At 65.8% G+C, this 15,080-nt stretch carries 14 protein-coding genes and 1 pseudogene; 12 read left to right on the top strand and 3 right to left on the bottom strand.

The window, feature by feature from the left end:
* Nucleotides 1–5 precede the first annotated feature (5 nt).
* Nucleotides 6–1,781 carry a SulP family inorganic anion transporter gene (locus JSE7799_RS05460; protein WP_055662721.1) on the top strand — a complete coding sequence of 592 codons (1,776 nt, stop codon included), beginning with the start codon at nucleotides 6–8 and terminating at the stop codon, nucleotides 1,779–1,781.
* Between the two features lie 93 nt (nucleotides 1,782–1,874).
* Nucleotides 1,875–2,321 carry a protein tyrosine phosphatase family protein gene (locus JSE7799_RS05455; RefSeq protein ID WP_055662720.1) on the top strand — a complete coding sequence of 149 codons (447 nt, stop codon included), beginning with the start codon at nucleotides 1,875–1,877 and terminating at the stop codon, nucleotides 2,319–2,321.
* 29 nt (nucleotides 2,322–2,350) lie between these two features.
* Here the strand turns inward: JSE7799_RS05455 and JSE7799_RS05450 are convergent, their stop codons facing one another.
* Nucleotides 2,351–3,064 carry a VIT1/CCC1 transporter family protein gene (locus JSE7799_RS05450; RefSeq protein ID WP_055662719.1) on the bottom strand — a complete coding sequence of 238 codons (714 nt, stop codon included), beginning with the start codon at nucleotides 3,062–3,064 and terminating at the stop codon, nucleotides 2,351–2,353.
* A 139-nt stretch (nucleotides 3,065–3,203) separates the two neighbouring features.
* On the opposite strand from JSE7799_RS05450, the gene JSE7799_RS05445 reads away from it, so the two are divergent.
* The 9 genes from JSE7799_RS05445 to JSE7799_RS05405 all read left to right on the top strand — a co-directional run bounded on the left by JSE7799_RS05445 (nucleotide 3,204) and on the right by JSE7799_RS05405 (nucleotide 12,172).
* On the top strand, nucleotides 3,204–3,536 hold the full coding sequence (locus JSE7799_RS05445; RefSeq protein ID WP_055662718.1) for a hypothetical protein: 333 nt from the start codon (nucleotides 3,204–3,206) through the stop codon (nucleotides 3,534–3,536).
* 12 nt (nucleotides 3,537–3,548) lie between these two features.
* Complete coding sequence (locus tag JSE7799_RS05440; RefSeq protein ID WP_055662717.1) at nucleotides 3,549–3,761, top strand: YgaP family membrane protein; 213 nt, start codon at nucleotides 3,549–3,551, stop codon at nucleotides 3,759–3,761.
* 16 nt (nucleotides 3,762–3,777) lie between these two features.
* Nucleotides 3,778–4,887, top strand: a complete 1,110-nt coding sequence (locus JSE7799_RS05435) for an ABC transporter permease (protein WP_055662716.1) — start codon at nucleotides 3,778–3,780, stop codon at nucleotides 4,885–4,887.
* Complete coding sequence (locus JSE7799_RS05430) at nucleotides 4,884–5,651, top strand: ABC transporter ATP-binding protein (RefSeq protein ID WP_055662715.1); 768 nt, start codon at nucleotides 4,884–4,886, stop codon at nucleotides 5,649–5,651. Before JSE7799_RS05435 ends, JSE7799_RS05430 begins: the two co-directional genes overlap by 4 nt.
* Nucleotides 5,651–7,165: an MlaD family protein gene (locus JSE7799_RS05425; RefSeq protein WP_055662714.1), complete on the top strand. Its 1,515-nt coding sequence runs from the start codon at nucleotides 5,651–5,653 to the stop codon at nucleotides 7,163–7,165. The genes JSE7799_RS05430 and JSE7799_RS05425 overlap by 1 nt, the downstream gene beginning before the upstream one ends.
* A gap of 4 nt (nucleotides 7,166–7,169) precedes the next feature.
* Complete coding sequence (locus tag JSE7799_RS05420; protein ID WP_055662713.1) at nucleotides 7,170–7,781, top strand: ABC-type transport auxiliary lipoprotein family protein; 612 nt, start codon at nucleotides 7,170–7,172, stop codon at nucleotides 7,779–7,781.
* A 112-nt stretch (nucleotides 7,782–7,893) separates the two neighbouring features.
* Complete coding sequence (locus tag JSE7799_RS05415; protein WP_055662712.1) at nucleotides 7,894–8,904, top strand: 2-hydroxyacid dehydrogenase; 1,011 nt, start codon at nucleotides 7,894–7,896, stop codon at nucleotides 8,902–8,904.
* Entirely contained in the window at nucleotides 8,852–10,408 is a 1,557-nt protein-coding gene (locus JSE7799_RS05410; protein ID WP_222101709.1) for an L-lactate permease, read from the top strand. Before JSE7799_RS05415 ends, JSE7799_RS05410 begins: the two co-directional genes overlap by 53 nt.
* Nucleotides 10,409–10,717: 309 nt before the next feature.
* Nucleotides 10,718–12,172, top strand: a complete 1,455-nt coding sequence (locus tag JSE7799_RS05405) for an alanine/glycine:cation symporter family protein (protein ID WP_055662711.1) — start codon at nucleotides 10,718–10,720, stop codon at nucleotides 12,170–12,172.
* Nucleotides 12,173–12,438: 266 nt separating this feature from the next.
* On the opposite strand, the gene JSE7799_RS05400 is transcribed toward JSE7799_RS05405, so the two are convergent.
* Complete coding sequence (locus tag JSE7799_RS05400) at nucleotides 12,439–13,548, bottom strand: NADH:flavin oxidoreductase (RefSeq protein WP_055662710.1); 1,110 nt, start codon at nucleotides 13,546–13,548, stop codon at nucleotides 12,439–12,441.
* A 145-nt stretch (nucleotides 13,549–13,693) separates the two neighbouring features.
* Here JSE7799_RS05400 and JSE7799_RS21560 point away from each other — a divergent pair.
* Nucleotides 13,694–13,887: pseudogene (locus JSE7799_RS21560) on the top strand (IS5/IS1182 family transposase); the annotation flags it as partial.
* 165 nt (nucleotides 13,888–14,052) lie between these two features.
* On the opposite strand, the gene JSE7799_RS05395 reads toward JSE7799_RS21560, so the two are convergent.
* Nucleotides 14,053–15,080: IS1380 family transposase (locus JSE7799_RS05395; RefSeq protein ID WP_055662709.1), on the bottom strand; the 1,028-nt coding region annotated here is incomplete at its 5' end.

Raw genomic sequence — 15,080 nt, 5'->3', positions numbered from 1 at the left:
ATTCCATGTCAATTTCCCGCTACCTCCCCATCCTCGATTGGGGTCGCCGCTACGACCGGCAGGCGCTGACCGCCGACGGTCTGGCCGCGGCGATCGTCACGATCATGCTGATCCCGCAATCGCTGGCCTATGCGATGCTTGCGGGGCTGCCGCCGGTGGTGGGGCTTTACGCCTCGATCCTGCCGCTGATCGCCTATGCGATTTTCGGCACCAGCCGCACGCTCGCCGTCGGGCCCGTCGCGGTCGTCTCGCTCCTGACGGCGAGCGCGGTCGGCGCCGTGGCCGCACCCGGCAGCGCGGACTACATCGCCGCGGCGCTGGCGCTGGCATTTTTGTCGGGATTGATGCTGCTGGCCATGGGCATTTTCCGGCTGGGCTTCGTGGCGAACCTGCTGTCGCATCCGGTCATCTCGGGTTTCATCACGGCCGCGGGTCTCATCATCGCGACCAGTCAGCTTCAGCACATCCTCGGCGTGCGCGCCGGCGGCCACGACATGGTGGAACTGGTGCGGTCGCTTCTGTCCGCGCTGCCGCAGGTGAACGTGCCGACGCTGATCATCGGGGTGGCGACGACGGCCTTTCTTTTCTGGTCTCGCACGCATCTTCGTCCCGCGCTGGTGCGGCTTGGTCTCGCACCGGGCGCGGCGGCGCTTCTTGCCCGCACCGGACCGGTGGCTGCCGTGGCGGTTTCGATCATCGCCGTGGTCACGCTCGATCTGACCGCCGTCGGCGTCTCTGTCGTGGGCGAGGTGCCGCAGGGGCTGCCGCCCTTCACCATGCCGGTCGTGGATCCGGGTCTCTGGCTGGCCCTGCTACCCGCGGCGTTCATGATTTCCGTCATCGGCTTCGTGGAATCGGTCTCGGTGGCGCAGACGCTGGCGGCCAAGCGGCGTCAGTCGATCACCCCCGATCAGGAGCTGATCGGCCTCGGGGCCGCCAACCTCGCCGCCGCCTTCTCCGGCGGATATCCCGTCACCGGGGGCTTCGCCCGGTCGGTGGTGAATTACGACGCCGGCGCACAGACGCCGGCCGCCGGCGCGTTCACCGCCATCGGGATCGCGCTTGCCTCGCTGTTCCTGACGCCGCTGCTGCATTTCCTGCCGCATGCGGTTCTGGCCGCCACGATCATCGTCGCCGTGCTCAGCCTCGTCGATCTGGGTGCCTTGGGCCGCACCTGGCGCTATTCGCGGCACGACTTCGCGGCCCTTCTCGGAACGATCGCCGTCACCCTCGGTGCCGGGGTCGAGGCGGGCATCCTGACAGGCATCGCGATCTCCGTCCTCTTGCTCCTCTGGCGCACGTCGCGGCCGCATGTCGCCGTGCTGGGGCAGGTGCCGGGGACTGCGCATTTCCGCAACATCCGGCGCCACGACGTGGTTTGCGCCCCCGAGGTTCTTAGCCTCCGGATCGACGAAAGCCTCTATTTCGGCAATGCCCGCGCGATCGAAAGCGTCGTCCAGGAAGCGGTCGCTAGCCATGCGCAGGTGCGGCACGTGGTGCTGAACTGCGCCGCGGTGAACGGCATCGACGCCAGTGCGCTGGAGAGTCTGGAGCTCATCATGCACCGCCTCTCGGACCAGCAGATCGCGCTGCATCTCTCCGAGGTGAAGGGCCCGGTCATGGACCGGCTGGCCCGGACCGAGTTCCTGTCGCATCTCACCGGGCAGGTCTTCCTGTCGCATCACGAGGCGCTCGCCGCGCTTGCCCCCGAAGCCACCCGGACGGCGGATGCCGCGAGGCGCCCGCCGATTGACGCCGCGCGGCCCTTTCCCGAGCATTGAACTGCCCGCGAGGCCCGCACGTGCCGGGACCCTTCTGCCACCGCGATGCGTTGCATTGCCAAGGTCACACCCAATCGAACTCAAGGAGCCACCATGCAGGATATCGTGCAGGTCAACGACAGCATCCAGATCGCCAAGTTCGCGCCGGACGCGGACGCGCTTCGGCGGATGTCGCAGGAGGGCGTCAAATCCGTGGTCAACCTGCGGACCGAGGGTGAAAAGCAGGAGATCGGACCGGAGGAGGAGCGTAGGCTCGCCGAAGATGCGGGGCTCGCCTACGTGCATCATCCTGTGGCGGGCGACCGGATAAGCGAGGAGGTCGTGGATACATTCCGCGAGAAGCTCAAGGATCTTCCGACGCCGATCATGGTGCATTGCGCTTCGGGCAAGAGGGCCGGCGCCCTGACGATGATGCATATCGGAGCGGAGCAGAATCTCAGCGGCGACCAGACGATGGATCAGGCCCGGTCGCTCGGTCTCGAACCGGGGTCGCCGGAGCTTGAGGCGTTTCTGCGATCCTATGTCGAGGGCCACCGCTGATCCGCCCGTAATACGGCGGGAGCGGGACCTTAGCCCATGTTGAAAAGCCCGCCGACGAAATAGGCGATCGCCGCCGCCGTCCCCCCGATGGCAAGGGTCTCGCCCGCCGAAAGCCACCACGGTGACAGCGACCATCGGCTCTTGATCGCGCCGATGGCGAGGAACGTCAGGGACGTCATTGCGACCGACCACGCGAAAGGGTCCGCCACCGGCAGCACGAAGGGGACGAGCGGAACGAGGCCGGCGCAGAGAAACGCCCCGAATGTCACGGATGCCGCCCGAACCGGGGCGGGTTCGATCGGTCCGAGGCCGTATTCCTCGACGAGCATCGTCTCGATCCAGGCATTCCGATCCGCCGCGATGGCCTCGATGGCCGCTTCCAGCCCCGCGCCCGAGAGACCCTTGGCGGCGAAGATCTGGCGCAGCTCCTCGCGCTCGCCTTCAGGGTAGCGATCGATGTGCCGACCCTCGCGCGCGCGCAGGCGCGTCCGGTCGTCACGATCCGCCTTGGTGCCCGAATAATTGCTCGCGGCCATCGAGAACCCGTCGGCCAGCACGTTCGCCAGGCCGAGCGCGAGGATGACCCCCACTGGAAGCCCCGCCCCGGCGACGCCCGCGACAATCGCGAATGTCGTCACCGCGCCGTCGATCCCGCCATAGATCGCATCGCGCAGATGACCGCTGCCGCCCCGCGCGGCCAGCCGGGCGGCGACCTCCTCGGGGCTGTGTCCGTGTTCGGGCATTGGCGGGGTTCCTTCCTCATCCGATGTCTGGATAGAGGGCATGGTATGGCGCGGATTTGACAGGGATCAAAGCGCGCCCGCCGCTCATGCTCCAGAACACCAATAGTCGCATCCGCATCGACGGAGGGGGAGCAAGCCGATGGCCGATACGAAAACGAAGACGCAGGACAAACCGGCCGCAGCGGCCGGGATGGGCCTTGCGGCCGTGCCTTGGACCGTTGGTGGCGGCCTTGCGGCGACATGGCTTGAGAGCGTGACGCGGATGAACGGCGAATGGGCCGGATTCATCGCAGGCCGCCTGAAATCGGATGCCGAGGCGCAGCACCAGATTTTCGCCTGCGGTTCGCCCTTGGAGGCCCAGATGCTCAGCGTGCGCTTCATGCAGCGCGCAGTCGACGATTACCTGACCGAGGCGGCCCGTATCGCGGCCGTCGGGATGCGCGTCGCCCAAGACGCGGAAACACGGGCGTGAGAGGAGGGCGCAATGATACGCAACGTCGGAAATGCGGATGGGGTGATCCGGAGCGTTCTGGGCCTTGTGCTGATCGTGATGCCCTTGCTGTTCGTGCCGGTCATCGAATGGCAGGGCCTGTGGTTCTATAAATCGCTGGTCGTCGGCTTCATCCTCATTGAAACCGGCTTTGTGCAATTCTGTCCGCTGTACCGCATGCTCGGGGTGGATACCTGCCGCGCCTGATGGCAGCTTGCTCCCGATGAGCGAGACCTCGAATGCGATAGATGTGCCGTCCGCGCAGGTCGCGGGCGACACGCTGACGCTATCCGGCGATCTGACGATCGACGTGATTGCCAGTGTCCCGACGGATGCGGCGCGCGATGTTGCGCGGATCGTGCTCGACGGCGTCACACGGTTCGATACGGCCGGCGCGTGGCTCGTCGTGCAGATGTCCCGCCGCGAGGGCGAGGATGCGATCGAGGTGTCGGGCGCCACGCCCGCGCAGGCCAAGCTGATCGAGACCGTCCGCGATATTGATGCGCCGCCACAGGCCGCGCCCGAGAGGCGGCTTCTACGCGACGGCATCGTCGCCTTCGGTCACGCCATCTGGGACGCGGTGCGCGACCTCCTTGAGTTGACGGCGTTCTTCGGGCGCATCCTCGTGGAATTGGGCCGCCTCCTGCGCCATCCCGGCCGCGCCCGCCTGACGCCTCTGGTTTACCACATGCAGGCCGCGGGCCTCAACGCCGCGCCGATCGTCACGTTGATGTCGCTCCTCATCGGCGTGGTCGTGGCGTTCCAGGGCTCGGCGCAGCTCGAGCGGTTCGGTGCCGAGATCTTCGTGGTCGACCTGATCGCCATCTCGATCCTGCGCGAACTGGGGATCCTGCTGACGGCGATCATCGTGGCGGGCCGCTCGGCCTCGGCTTTCACCGCCGCCATCGGATCGATGAAGATGCGTGAGGAGGTCGATGCGCTGCGTATTCTCGGGCTCGACCCGGTCACGGTGCTGGTTCTGCCGCGCATTCTCGCGCTGGTCCTGACGTTGCCGATCCTCGCGATCCTGGCGGATGTGGCGGGGCTGGCCGGGGGCGCGGCGATGGCGTGGATCGATCTCGGGATCACGCCGCGCGCCTTCGTGGTCCGGATCGCCGACGGGACCAGCCCGTGGCACCTGGCCGTGGGTCTCATCAAGGCGCCGGTCTTCGCGCTGATCATCGGCCTCGTGGGCTGCCGCAACGGACTTGAGGTGGGCGGGGACGCCGACAGTCTCGGGCGCCTCACCTCGTCCTCGGTCGTCACCTCGATCTTTCTGGTGATCGCCGCCGATGCGGTGTTTTCGATCTTCTTCGCGCTGTTAGGGGTCTGAGCGTGGATCCCGCCATCCGCGTGCGTGGCCTCGTGACCCGCTTCGGCGACCATGTGGTGCATGAGGACCTCGACCTCGATGTGCGGCGGGGCGAAATCCTGGGCGTGGTCGGCGGGTCCGGCACCGGCAAATCGGTGTTGCTGCGCCAGATTACCGGTTTGCTCGAACCCGATGCGGGCCGGATCGAAGTTCTGGGCGAGACCGTCCGCGACACCTCGCCCGAGGCGTTCCGCCGTCTGCGACGCCGATGGGGCGTGATGTTTCAAGGCGGCGCGCTCTTCTCCGCGCTCACGGTGCGCGAGAATGTCGAGGCGCCCATGCGCGAGCAGCTCGACCTGCCGGATGATCTGCGTGCGCGGCTGGCCGCCGTGAAGGTCCGCATGGTCGGCCTGCCTGCGGATGCGATGGAGAAGCGTCCGTCCGAGCTTTCGGGCGGGATGCGCAAGCGCGCGGGCTTCGCGCGGGCCATCGCGCTCGACCCCGAAATCGTGTTTCTCGATGAGCCGACGGCCGGTCTCGACCCGATCGGCGCGGCGGCTCTTGACGCGCTGGTGGCGCAGCTGCGCGACGTGCTGGGCCTGACGGTGTTTCTTGTCACGCACGACCTCGACACGCTGCACGCCATCTGCGACCGGGTTGCCGTTCTGGCGGAGCGGCGAGTTTTGGCCGTGGGATCGATTGACGAGCTGCGCGCGCTGCCGCATCCGTGGATCGCGGAATATTTCGGCGGCCCGCGCGGCCGGGCCGCGGCGGGAGAGCGCTGATGGAAATCAAGGCCAACTTCCTGCTGATCGGAGCTTTCGCGCTTGTCGGGCTGGCGGCGATTCTGGGCGCGTTCGTGTGGCTCGGCGCGCTGCGGATCGACCGCGACGTGGCGCGGTATGGAATTCTGTTCGGGGATGTGTCGGGCCTGCCGCCCTCGGGGGAAGTGGTTTTCAACGGCTTGCCCGTCGGCCGGGTGGTGGATCGGCGCCTTCACGAAGCGGATCCATCGCTGATCTACACCGAGATCGAGGTCAATTCCGCGACCCCGGTGCGCGCCGACACCATTGCGCAGCTTACCGTACAGGGTGTGACGGGCGTGGCATATATCGCGCTGGTCGGAGGGACGACGGATGCGCCGCCGCTGCCGACCGATCCGGACGATCCGTCTCTGATCCCGTCGCGGCGCGCGGGACTTCAGACGCTGATGAACGAGGTGCCCGATCTGATCGAGGAATCTACCGCGCTCATCTCGGAGCTTCGTACCTTCGTCGGCCCGGAGACGCAGGCGCGCGTGTCGAGCATCCTCGCCAATGTCGATACCGCCTCAGGCAAGCTCGACAGCGCGCTCGACGGGGTTGCGGACCTGACCGAAGGACTGTCGGCGACCGCGGCGCAGATCGGGGCATTTGGCGATACGATCGCGACACTGGAGGGCGATGTGCGGGCGGTTCTGTCGGGCGCCGACGATGCGCTGGCCGCCGCGACGGATGCGTTCGCCGCGGCCACGCCCGCCATCGACGAGGCGCGCGAGGCGGTGGCGCTGACCCGGGGGCTTCTGGCCGAGGAGGCGGGCGCCACGCTCTCCGCCTGGCGCGACAGCGGTGTGGCGCTGGAGGAGACTATCGCCCGCGCCGCCGGGGCTCTCGAGACGTTCGACACCGCCTCGGCCGAGGTGGCCGCACTGGCCTCCGGCGACGCCGCGGCAATCTTGGCGCAGGCGCGTGACGCCGTCGATGCTGTCGCGCCCGCCCTGCGCGACGACCTGCCGGCGGCGTTGGCGGATCTGCGGGTGGCTTCCGCCGAGGCCCGCAGCGCCTTGCGCCAGATCGGCGAAGACCTTACGCAAGCCACCGCCGAACTCGACCCGCTGGCCACTGAGGCCCGTGCCGCTTTGGCCGGTGCGTCCGACCTGATCGAACGGGCGGGGCCAGCGCTCGACACGCTCGACCGCACGCTCGGATCCGCCGACGCCGCTTTCGGTGCTGCGACGAGCGTGATCGAGACGGATATCGGACCCGCGATGGGCGATCTGCGCGTCGCCGCCTCCGCCATCACTCAAGACCTGCCCGCCATTACCGCCGAGGCCCGCGCCACCCTGTCGCGTCTGAGCGGCGCGGTCGACGCGCTGTCCCCCGGCCTGCGTGCCTTCGGCGAGACGACCTTGCCCGAAGTAAGCCGTCTGGTAAGCGATGCGCGCGGCTTCCTTCGCAACCTGTCCGACCTTGTCCGGCGGATCGAGCGCGACCCTGCCCGGTTCATTCAGGGCGGCCAGGTCCCGGAATATCGGAGATGACAACATGACGCCTCTTCCTCGCCGTGCCCTGCTTCTGGGGCTCATCGCCACGACCTCGGGCTGCGCGACGCTCAGTGCGCTTGACGACGCGGCGCGCGTGCTGCCGACGTTCGAGCTGGCCCCCCCCGCCGGCCGCACGGGCGCGCGACAGGCCGTTGCGCTCGTGGTGCCGCCGCCCGCCGCGCCGGCCTCGGTTTCGACGGACCGTATCCTCGTGAAGCCCGACCCCCTGTCGGTGACGTATCTTCCCGAGGCTCGCTGGTCGCAGGAGGCGCCGCTGCTGCTGCAATCTCTGGTCGTCCGGTCGATTGCCGGAACCGATCGGATCGCGCATGTCGGCACACCGGAGAGCGGGCCGGTTCCGGATTACGCGCTGCTCGTGCGGATCGACGCGTTCCAGGCGGAGCCTGTGCCCGACCGGCCGAACATTCCGGTGCGCGTGGCGCTTGGGGCGACGCTGGTGCGCGACAGCGATCAGCGAATTGTCGCGACGGAGGGTTTCGCGCGGACAGCGCTCGCCGCATCCGACCGGCCCGCCGCCATTGTCGCGGCCTTTCAGGAGGCGGTCGCATCGCTTCTGCCGGCGCTTGCGGATTGGGCGGCCGACCGCGTCTGACCGGGGCAGGCCATTCGATTTTCACGGCCGGCCCGCTATCCTTTGGACAGGCGCCGGGGCTTTTGTCCGGACCTTCACGCCATCCCGGCCAATTGCAAGAAAAGGAGCGTCCATGCGGATCGCCGTCTTCAGCGCCAAACCCTACGACGAATCTACCTTTCGTGCGGCCAACGACCAACTCGACAAGCCGCACGACCTGCAGTTTCTCGCAACACCTCTCGATGCCGGCACGGCGGTTCTGGCGCAGGATTTCGACGCCGTCTGCGCCTTCGTGAATGACGATATCGGTGCCGAGACCGTTGCGGCGCTCGACGATCTGGGTGTCGGCCTCGTGCTGATGCGATGCGCGGGGTTCAACAATGTCGATGTGGGGGCGGCCACGCAGGCGGGCCTGTCGATCGGCCGGGTGCCCGCCTATTCGCCGCACGCCGTCGCCGAGCACACGATCGGCCTTTTGCTGGCGCTGAACCGTCGCCTGCACCGGGCCTATAACCGGGTGCGGGAGGGGAACTTCGCGCTGGACGGGCTGATGGGGTTCGACATTCACGGCAAGACGGTCGGCGTCGTCGGCACGGGCCGGATCGGAATCTGCGTCGCCCGGATCCTTGGGGGCTTCGGCTGTCGCGTGCTCGCTCACGATCCCCAACCCGCGCAGGAGGCGCGGGATGCGGGCGCGCATTATGTTCCGCTCGAGGAGCTTCTGGCCGAGTGCGACATTGTCACGCTGCACTGCCCGCTGACGCCGAAGACGCATCACCTGATCGATGCGGATGCGCTTTCCAGCATGCGCGACGGCGCCTTCCTCGTGAACACCAGCCGTGGCGGCCTCGTGGATACGCGTGCGGTGATTGGGGCGCTGAAAAGCGGCCGCCTCGGTGGCCTGGCGATCGATGTCTACGAGGAGGAGGACGATCTGTTTTTCGAGAACCTGTCGGGGCAGGTGCTGCAGGACGATGTCTTTGCCCGGCTTCTGACCTTTCCGAACGTGTTCGTAACGGGTCACCAGGCGTTCTTCACGGCCGAGGCGCTCGATGCCATCGCGCGCACGACCTTGGCCAACGCCACCGCCCATGAGGCTCACGGCGCGCCCGAACATCCGGTCACGGAGGAAATGGTCGCGTGAGACGGGAGCCGCCCCCGATGTCATGCTGAGTGCGCTCGCCGCAGCGCCAATTGCGGCCGTCCTCGTCCTGATGCTGCTCGGCGGCTGGTCGGCTGCCGGGGCGGGCAGCGTGGGCGCGGGCCTTGCGATCGTGCTGGCGCTCGCGGCATTCGATCCGGCGCCGGGCGCGGCGCGGATGCTCATGGGGGCGGCGGCCGAAGCGGGGTTCACGACGGCGACGATCCTTTGGATCATCTGGCCCGCCTTGTGCATCCATGCGCTCCAGACGGGCACGGGCCGGATCGCCATGTTGCAGGCCGCGCTGGAGCGGTTGTCAGGCGATAATGTCGCGCGCACGCTTCTGATCGGTTGGTTTTTCGCCCTGTTCATGGAGGGTGCGGCCGGTTTCGGCGCGCCGGTCGCTCTTGCCGCGCCGCTTCTGGTGTCTCTGGGCCTGCCGCCGGTCCGGGCGCTGACGATTGCGCTGATCGGTCATGCGGCGGGCGTGTCTTTTGGCGCCGTCGGTACGCCGATCCTGCCGCAGATCGCGGCGACGGATCTGTCGGGCAGGGCGCTTGCGGTGGTGCCGGCGCTTTTGCACGGGGCGCTTGGATGGGTGCTCATGCTCGCCCTTCTGCGCGAGATGGGTGCGTGGCGGTGGCGGCTGGGCCTCGTCGCGGCCTTGGCTTTCTTCGTGCCTTACGTCGCGCTCGCTTTGTTGTTCGGGCCGGAGCTTCCGACGCTCGGTGGGGCGCTGATTGGCGGAGTGGGGTTCGCGCTTTTCCTGCGCATCCGTGGAGGCGCCGCTTCGAGTGGAGGTGGTGCGACCTCTCCCGGCGACCTCGCTATGGCTTTCGCGCCTTATCTCACGCTCGTCGTTCTGATCGTGGTTGCCCGTCTCCCCGGCCTGCGTGAGGTGTTGGCGAATGCCGATTTGTCCTGGGGCTTGTGGGAGCGCTTCTCGGGCACCTTCGCGCCGCTCTACCATCCGGGCACCCTGCTGGCCGTGTCGTTTCTGGGGGGCTGGGCCCTTCAGCGCCCCGCTTTCGCCGAGGTCCGGGGCGCGATCGGGCGGGGGACGCGGCAAGTGCTGCCGGTCGTGCCAGCCCTTCTGGTGATGCTCGTGCTGGCCCGCATTCTCGTCCACGCCGGCATGATCGACCAACTCGCGCGTGATGCCGCGAAAGCGTTCAGCGGGATCTGGCCTCCGATCGCTCCTCTTGTCGGGATGCTCGGTACCTTCGTGACGGGCTCTGCCACAACGTCCAACATCCTGTTTACCGAACTACAGGCCCGCATTGCGTCCGAGTTGAATCTGTCTCTGCTGCTCGTCCTCGGGGCGCAGACCTTCGGCGCGGCGGTCGGCAATATCGTCTGTCCGCACAACGTCGTGGCCGGCTGCGCGACCATCGGCCTGGTGGGGCGCGAGGGGGAGATCCTGCGGCGGACTCTCCCGGTCGGGCTGCTCTACGGTCTGCTGGGGGGCGGGCTTGTCTGGCTCCTCTCGGTGGTGGGGCTGTTTTGAGTTGCCGGTTAGGGTGCGCGCTAGAGCGACGGCCGGGCTGAGACGTTGGAGTCCGCGCGCGTCCGCCATGCTGTCCAAGGGCATCCTGTCTAACAGAATGCGCTGCGCCTGACAGCAGGGCGATGTGTGGATCGCTCTCATCATGGCGTCCGGAGATGGGACGCGGAACCTGTCATCGCGCCGCATGGGGAAGAAGTTCAAATTCCTGATTTCGCTTTCAACTCCGGCTCCGCCTGTGCAACCATCAAACCGGTCGGATTGTGAAGGTCCAGGCCAGAGCCAAGTCAGATAGAAATTGAGGCCGCCGCCGTGGGACTGATCGAGAGCTTTTTCGGCACGATATCGTCATTGACCTGGGGATGGTCGCTGATCCCCTTCCTGGTCGTGCTCGGCATCTTTTTCACGCTGATCTCGAATTTCGTTCAGTTCCGATATTTCACCACGATGTTCAATGTCCTGCGATCCGACCCGGAGGCCGGAAAGCGCGGTCATGTCAGTTCGCGCGAGGCGCTGCTTGTCTCCGTCGGCGGGCGCGTCGGGGGTGGCAATATCGCGGGCGTCGCGGTGGCGATTACTTTGGGTGGACCGGGCGCGGTATTCTGGATGTGGGCGATCGCCATCGTCGGCATGGCTACCAGCCTTTTCGAATGCCTGCTCGCCCAGGCTTTCAAGGAGGACCAAGGCGACGGCACCTATCGCGGCGGCCCCGCGCGCTACATCACCGAAGGGCTTGGCCGTGAATATCGCTGGCTCGCGATCATCTATGCAGTCTGCCTGATTGCCGCATTCGGATTGGGCTTCAACGCGTTTCAAGGCAATACCGTCGCGGGCGCCGCGCAGGAAAGTCTCGGCATTGACCGTGTCTGGACCGGTGCGGGCCTCGCCGTTTTGACCGGTCTCATCGTCTATGGCGGCATCAAGCGTATTGCCAAGGTGGCCGATGTGATCATCCCGATCATGGCTTTCGGCTATATCGCCATGGCGCTTCTGGTCATTGCGATCAATATCGTGGAGTTGCCGGGCGTCATTTGGGAAATCGTCTCGAACGCCTTCGGCCTTCAGGAAGCCGTCGGAGGCGGCATGGGTGCGGCAATTGCGCAGGGTCTTCGGCGCGGACTTTTCTCAAACGAGGCCGGGCTCGGGTCGGCTCCGAATGTCGCCGCCGCAGCCTATGTGCCCCATCCTGTCAATCAGGGCATCGTGCAGGCGTTCTCGGTGTTCATCGATACGATCATCATCTGTAGCTGCACCGCATTCGTGATTCTTCTTGGGGACGTCTACCAACCCGGCGTCGATATCGATGGGGTCGTATTGACCCAGCAGTCGCTCGTTTTTCACGTCGGGGATTGGGCGAGCTATTTCCTGACCTTCGCGATCCTCTTGTTCGCTTTCAGTTCCATCATCTACAATTACTACCTTGGTGAGAACGCGCTGACTTTTCTGACCAATAACAAGCCGATGGCGCTCCATGTGCTGCGCCTCACTATCGTGGCGGTCGTCTTCATCGGTGCGACCGCACCCGGTGCGACGGCCATCTTCTTCTTCTCCGATCCTCTGATGGGGGTGCTGGCTCTGGTCAATTTGCTGGCGCTGGCCATGCTGTTCCCGACGGCGCTCAGAATCCTCAACGATTTTCGTGCGCAGCAGAGGGCAGGCAAGAAACCCGTCTTTAATCCTGCGGATTTCCCGGACCTGAAGATCGATGCCAGAGCCTGGAGTGACGCCGCGGAAGACGCTTCGGCCCCCTCGGCGAGATCTGCCTGACCGCCGCAGGTGGGGGACCGAACCGTTTCGTTCTTCAGCGCGGCCATGAACGCGCAGCCAAGGGGTCAACAGGATGGCCTTGCTGCACGTTTCTGGCTTTGAACTGGATCAGTTGAATTCATGCGGCGATGACCGCCGCATGAAGAGGAGATTATCTGTGAGCGTTTGCTCTCTTGGCGGCTCCAGCTGCGCATTTTCGTGTCCGGCGCCAAATAGAGCCTCGGTGGTCAAGCCGCCGAAATTTAGGGCACCGCCGCCGCTGTGACTCAGACCAATTCGGCAAGGGCCGCGGCATCGAAATCTCGCAGACCTTCGCGATCGTTGGCTGCGATTTTGGCTACCCAATCCGGATCGCTCAGGAGGGCGCGGCCGACGGCTATCAAGTCGAATTCGTCGCGTTCCATCCGCTCGACAAGGCGGTCCAGACCCGCCGCTTTGGATCCTTGGCCACCAAAAGCGCCGATGAAATCACCGCTCAGGCCTACCGAACCCACACTGATCGTTGCCGCACCGGTCAGCTTCTTTGCCCAGCCCGCAAAATTCATACCGGTCTCGCCGTCAATCTCGGGGAACTCAGGCTCCCAGAACCGACGCTGCGAGCAATGCAGGATATCAATACCTGCTTCGACAAGCGGCAGAAGCCAATCCGTCATCTCGTCCGGGGTATCGGCAAGGCGGGCCGTGAAATCCTGCTGCTTCCACTGACTTACCCGAAGAACGATAGGGAAGTCCGGCCCGACCGAAGCGCGGACCGCCGTGACGATTTCGGCCGCAAAGCGAGACCGTTCGCGGATTGTGGCGCCGCCGTACTTGTCGTCGCGTGTGTTGGTTCCACCCCAAAAAAATTGATCGATCAGGTAGCCATGTGCGCCGTGAATTTCGACGGTATCGAAGCCGAGGCGCTTTGCCTCTGCGGCGGCTCGGGCGAAGGCGGCAATCGAATCCGCGATATCTTCGTCAGTCATGATCTTGCCCCGCGGTGTGTCGGGATCGAGCAAGCCAGACGGGCTTTCGACCGGAACTCCGGGCTCCCACTCCCCACCCCGTGTCGATCCCGTGTGCCAGATCTGCGGTCCCATTTTGCCGCCTGCGGAATGAACGGCGTCGATGACGTTTTTCCAGCCTTCAAGTGCTTTCTCGCCGTAGAAGAACGGAATGGCTGGCAGATTACGTGAGGCGGGCCGGTCGATGACCGTGCCTTCCGACAGGATCAGACCAACTTGTCCGGCAGCGCGGCGGCGGTAATATTCCGTGTTGACCGCACCGGGCACACCTTCGGGTGCAAAGTTTCGGGTCATTGGTGCCATTACAATCCGGTTGGGCAGTTCAAGGGACTTAAGCTTGAATGGGCGAAAGAGCGGCTCTGCTGATGCCATTTCGGGTCTCCTTTTGCATTTGCCGGCGGGTACGTATGCATCAGAGGATTCTGCGCAAGAGCGCACAACAATCCGGCCGCGAGGCTCTGCTGCGCAAATCGCGTGAGGGTTTCATCTCGTGAATCCACGGCAGTAGCTGGCTGGCATGGGCAGACGCACGCACGCGGCCTGCAGGACCAGGAACTGGCCGGCTCCTGGCGAGGCGCTCGAGCGCCATGTCCGCTGACGATCTGGTTCGGCCTCGAGATGAGCTGGGAGTCCGCGCCGGCAGCTCGGCCTGGCCGCCAGCGGACCTCCGGCGACGCTGCCAAGCAGGTCTGTCTGACGGTGAAGGTGCTAACCCGCATAATTCATGAAGCTGCGGACTTGTGCTCCGTGGGATGGTTTCCCCGGTCTCGGTTTTCTTGCGCGCACCCGGTGTTTGCGTCCGGTTGGTATGCCGGCCGGTGACTTGGGTCTTGGGCGATACGGGTTGATGTTTCTGGGTTTGTCGGGGCGCTTGCGTCAGGCTGTTTTCGGTGGGGCGAGGGCGTCGAAGAGAAGGAGGAGAAGTCCCTTTCGGGGACACGATGCCGGCAGGGTCACGATGATCCGGGTCTTCTTTTCGACGATGGTGGCGGCCAGCCTGACGAGATGCAGCCGCAGCGTGTCGAACTGGGCGCGGCGCCATGGTGAACGTTTTGGGCAAGCCGCGCGAAGCTTCCACCAGACCCAGTAGGCGCAGCCGTGCAGCATCAGACGCATCTGATTGGCGTTGGCTTTCGAGCACGACGTCCGGTCTGATGCGAGATGGGTTTTCCACGCCTTGATGTGGTTCTCGGCCTGGCCGCGAGCGGAATAGATCTTCTCGTAAAGGTGCTTACCGCGGCCGCCCTCGAGGTTGGTGACGACGTAGCGGGTGTCCCGACCCATGGGGCCAACCTCGACGCGGGCGATGACGCGGCGGGGTTTCGACCACGAGCGGGCTGCGTAGGAGAAGGTTTTGAACCGGCGCAGCTTCTGGCCCGGCGTGCGGGCGTAGCGCGCCGCAGTCGACGCTTCCAGAGCCGAGATGTTCCGCGCCAGACGGCCGTTCTTTGACAGACCGAAGACATAGCGCAGCCCGAGCCTGTCACACAGGTCCAGAACCTGCGGGGTGCAGTAGTGGCTGTCGGCTCGCAGCAGGATTTCTGTCTCGGGCCAATGCCTGGCGATCTGCCGGATCAACCGGCGGATGTGGGCCGCGCTCTCAGCCCCATTGGGGCGGCGGGCCGGGCGCAACAGTGTCCCGACGAGCCGGCCTTCGCCGTCAAACACGACGATCGGCTGGAAGCCGAACTCGTCGTAGAACGCATTGAACAGGCGCAGCTGCTGGTGGCCATGCACCGCGTCAAAGGTATCATCGATATCGAGCACGATTCGGCTTGGAGGGCGCGCAAACGAGTGGCAGTAGAACCGGATCATCTCGCGGCCCATGCGGATAAGGGCGCGGGTGTCGGGCAGGTTTTCCATGCGCGAGATCGTCGGCTGCGAACACAAGGCCGGCCCTGTTT

The sequence above is a fragment of the Jannaschia seosinensis genome, assembly GCF_001408515.1.
In the GTDB taxonomy this organism is placed as follows: domain Bacteria; phylum Pseudomonadota; class Alphaproteobacteria; order Rhodobacterales; family Rhodobacteraceae; genus Jannaschia; species Jannaschia seosinensis.
Note: the sequence above shows the minus strand (reverse complement) of the source record. Positions and strands in the feature narration are given on the sequence as shown.

Excerpts from the sequence above, each read along its gene's own strand:
- JSE7799_RS05455 (WP_055662720.1), top strand. The coding sequence starts at position 1,875 with ATGCAGGATATCGTGCAGGTCAACGACAGCATCCAGATCGCCAAGTTC.
- JSE7799_RS05445 (WP_055662718.1), top strand. The coding sequence starts at position 3,204 with ATGGCCGATACGAAAACGAAGACGCAGGACAAACCGGCCGCAGCGGCC.
- JSE7799_RS05400 (WP_055662710.1), bottom strand. The coding sequence starts at position 13,548 with ATGGCATCAGCAGAGCCGCTCTTTCGCCCATTCAAGCTTAAGTCCCTT.
- JSE7799_RS05415 (WP_055662712.1), top strand. The coding sequence starts at position 7,894 with ATGCGGATCGCCGTCTTCAGCGCCAAACCCTACGACGAATCTACCTTT.
- JSE7799_RS05435 (WP_055662716.1), top strand. The coding sequence starts at position 3,778 with ATGAGCGAGACCTCGAATGCGATAGATGTGCCGTCCGCGCAGGTCGCG.
- JSE7799_RS05440 (WP_055662717.1), top strand. The coding sequence starts at position 3,549 with ATGATACGCAACGTCGGAAATGCGGATGGGGTGATCCGGAGCGTTCTG.
- JSE7799_RS05460 (WP_055662721.1), top strand. The coding sequence starts at position 6 with ATGTCAATTTCCCGCTACCTCCCCATCCTCGATTGGGGTCGCCGCTAC.
- JSE7799_RS05425 (WP_055662714.1), top strand. The coding sequence starts at position 5,651 with ATGGAAATCAAGGCCAACTTCCTGCTGATCGGAGCTTTCGCGCTTGTC.
- JSE7799_RS05410 (WP_222101709.1), top strand. The coding sequence starts at position 8,852 with ATGAGGCTCACGGCGCGCCCGAACATCCGGTCACGGAGGAAATGGTCG.
- JSE7799_RS05420 (WP_055662713.1), top strand. The coding sequence starts at position 7,170 with ATGACGCCTCTTCCTCGCCGTGCCCTGCTTCTGGGGCTCATCGCCACG.
- JSE7799_RS05450 (WP_055662719.1), bottom strand. The coding sequence starts at position 3,064 with ATGCCCGAACACGGACACAGCCCCGAGGAGGTCGCCGCCCGGCTGGCC.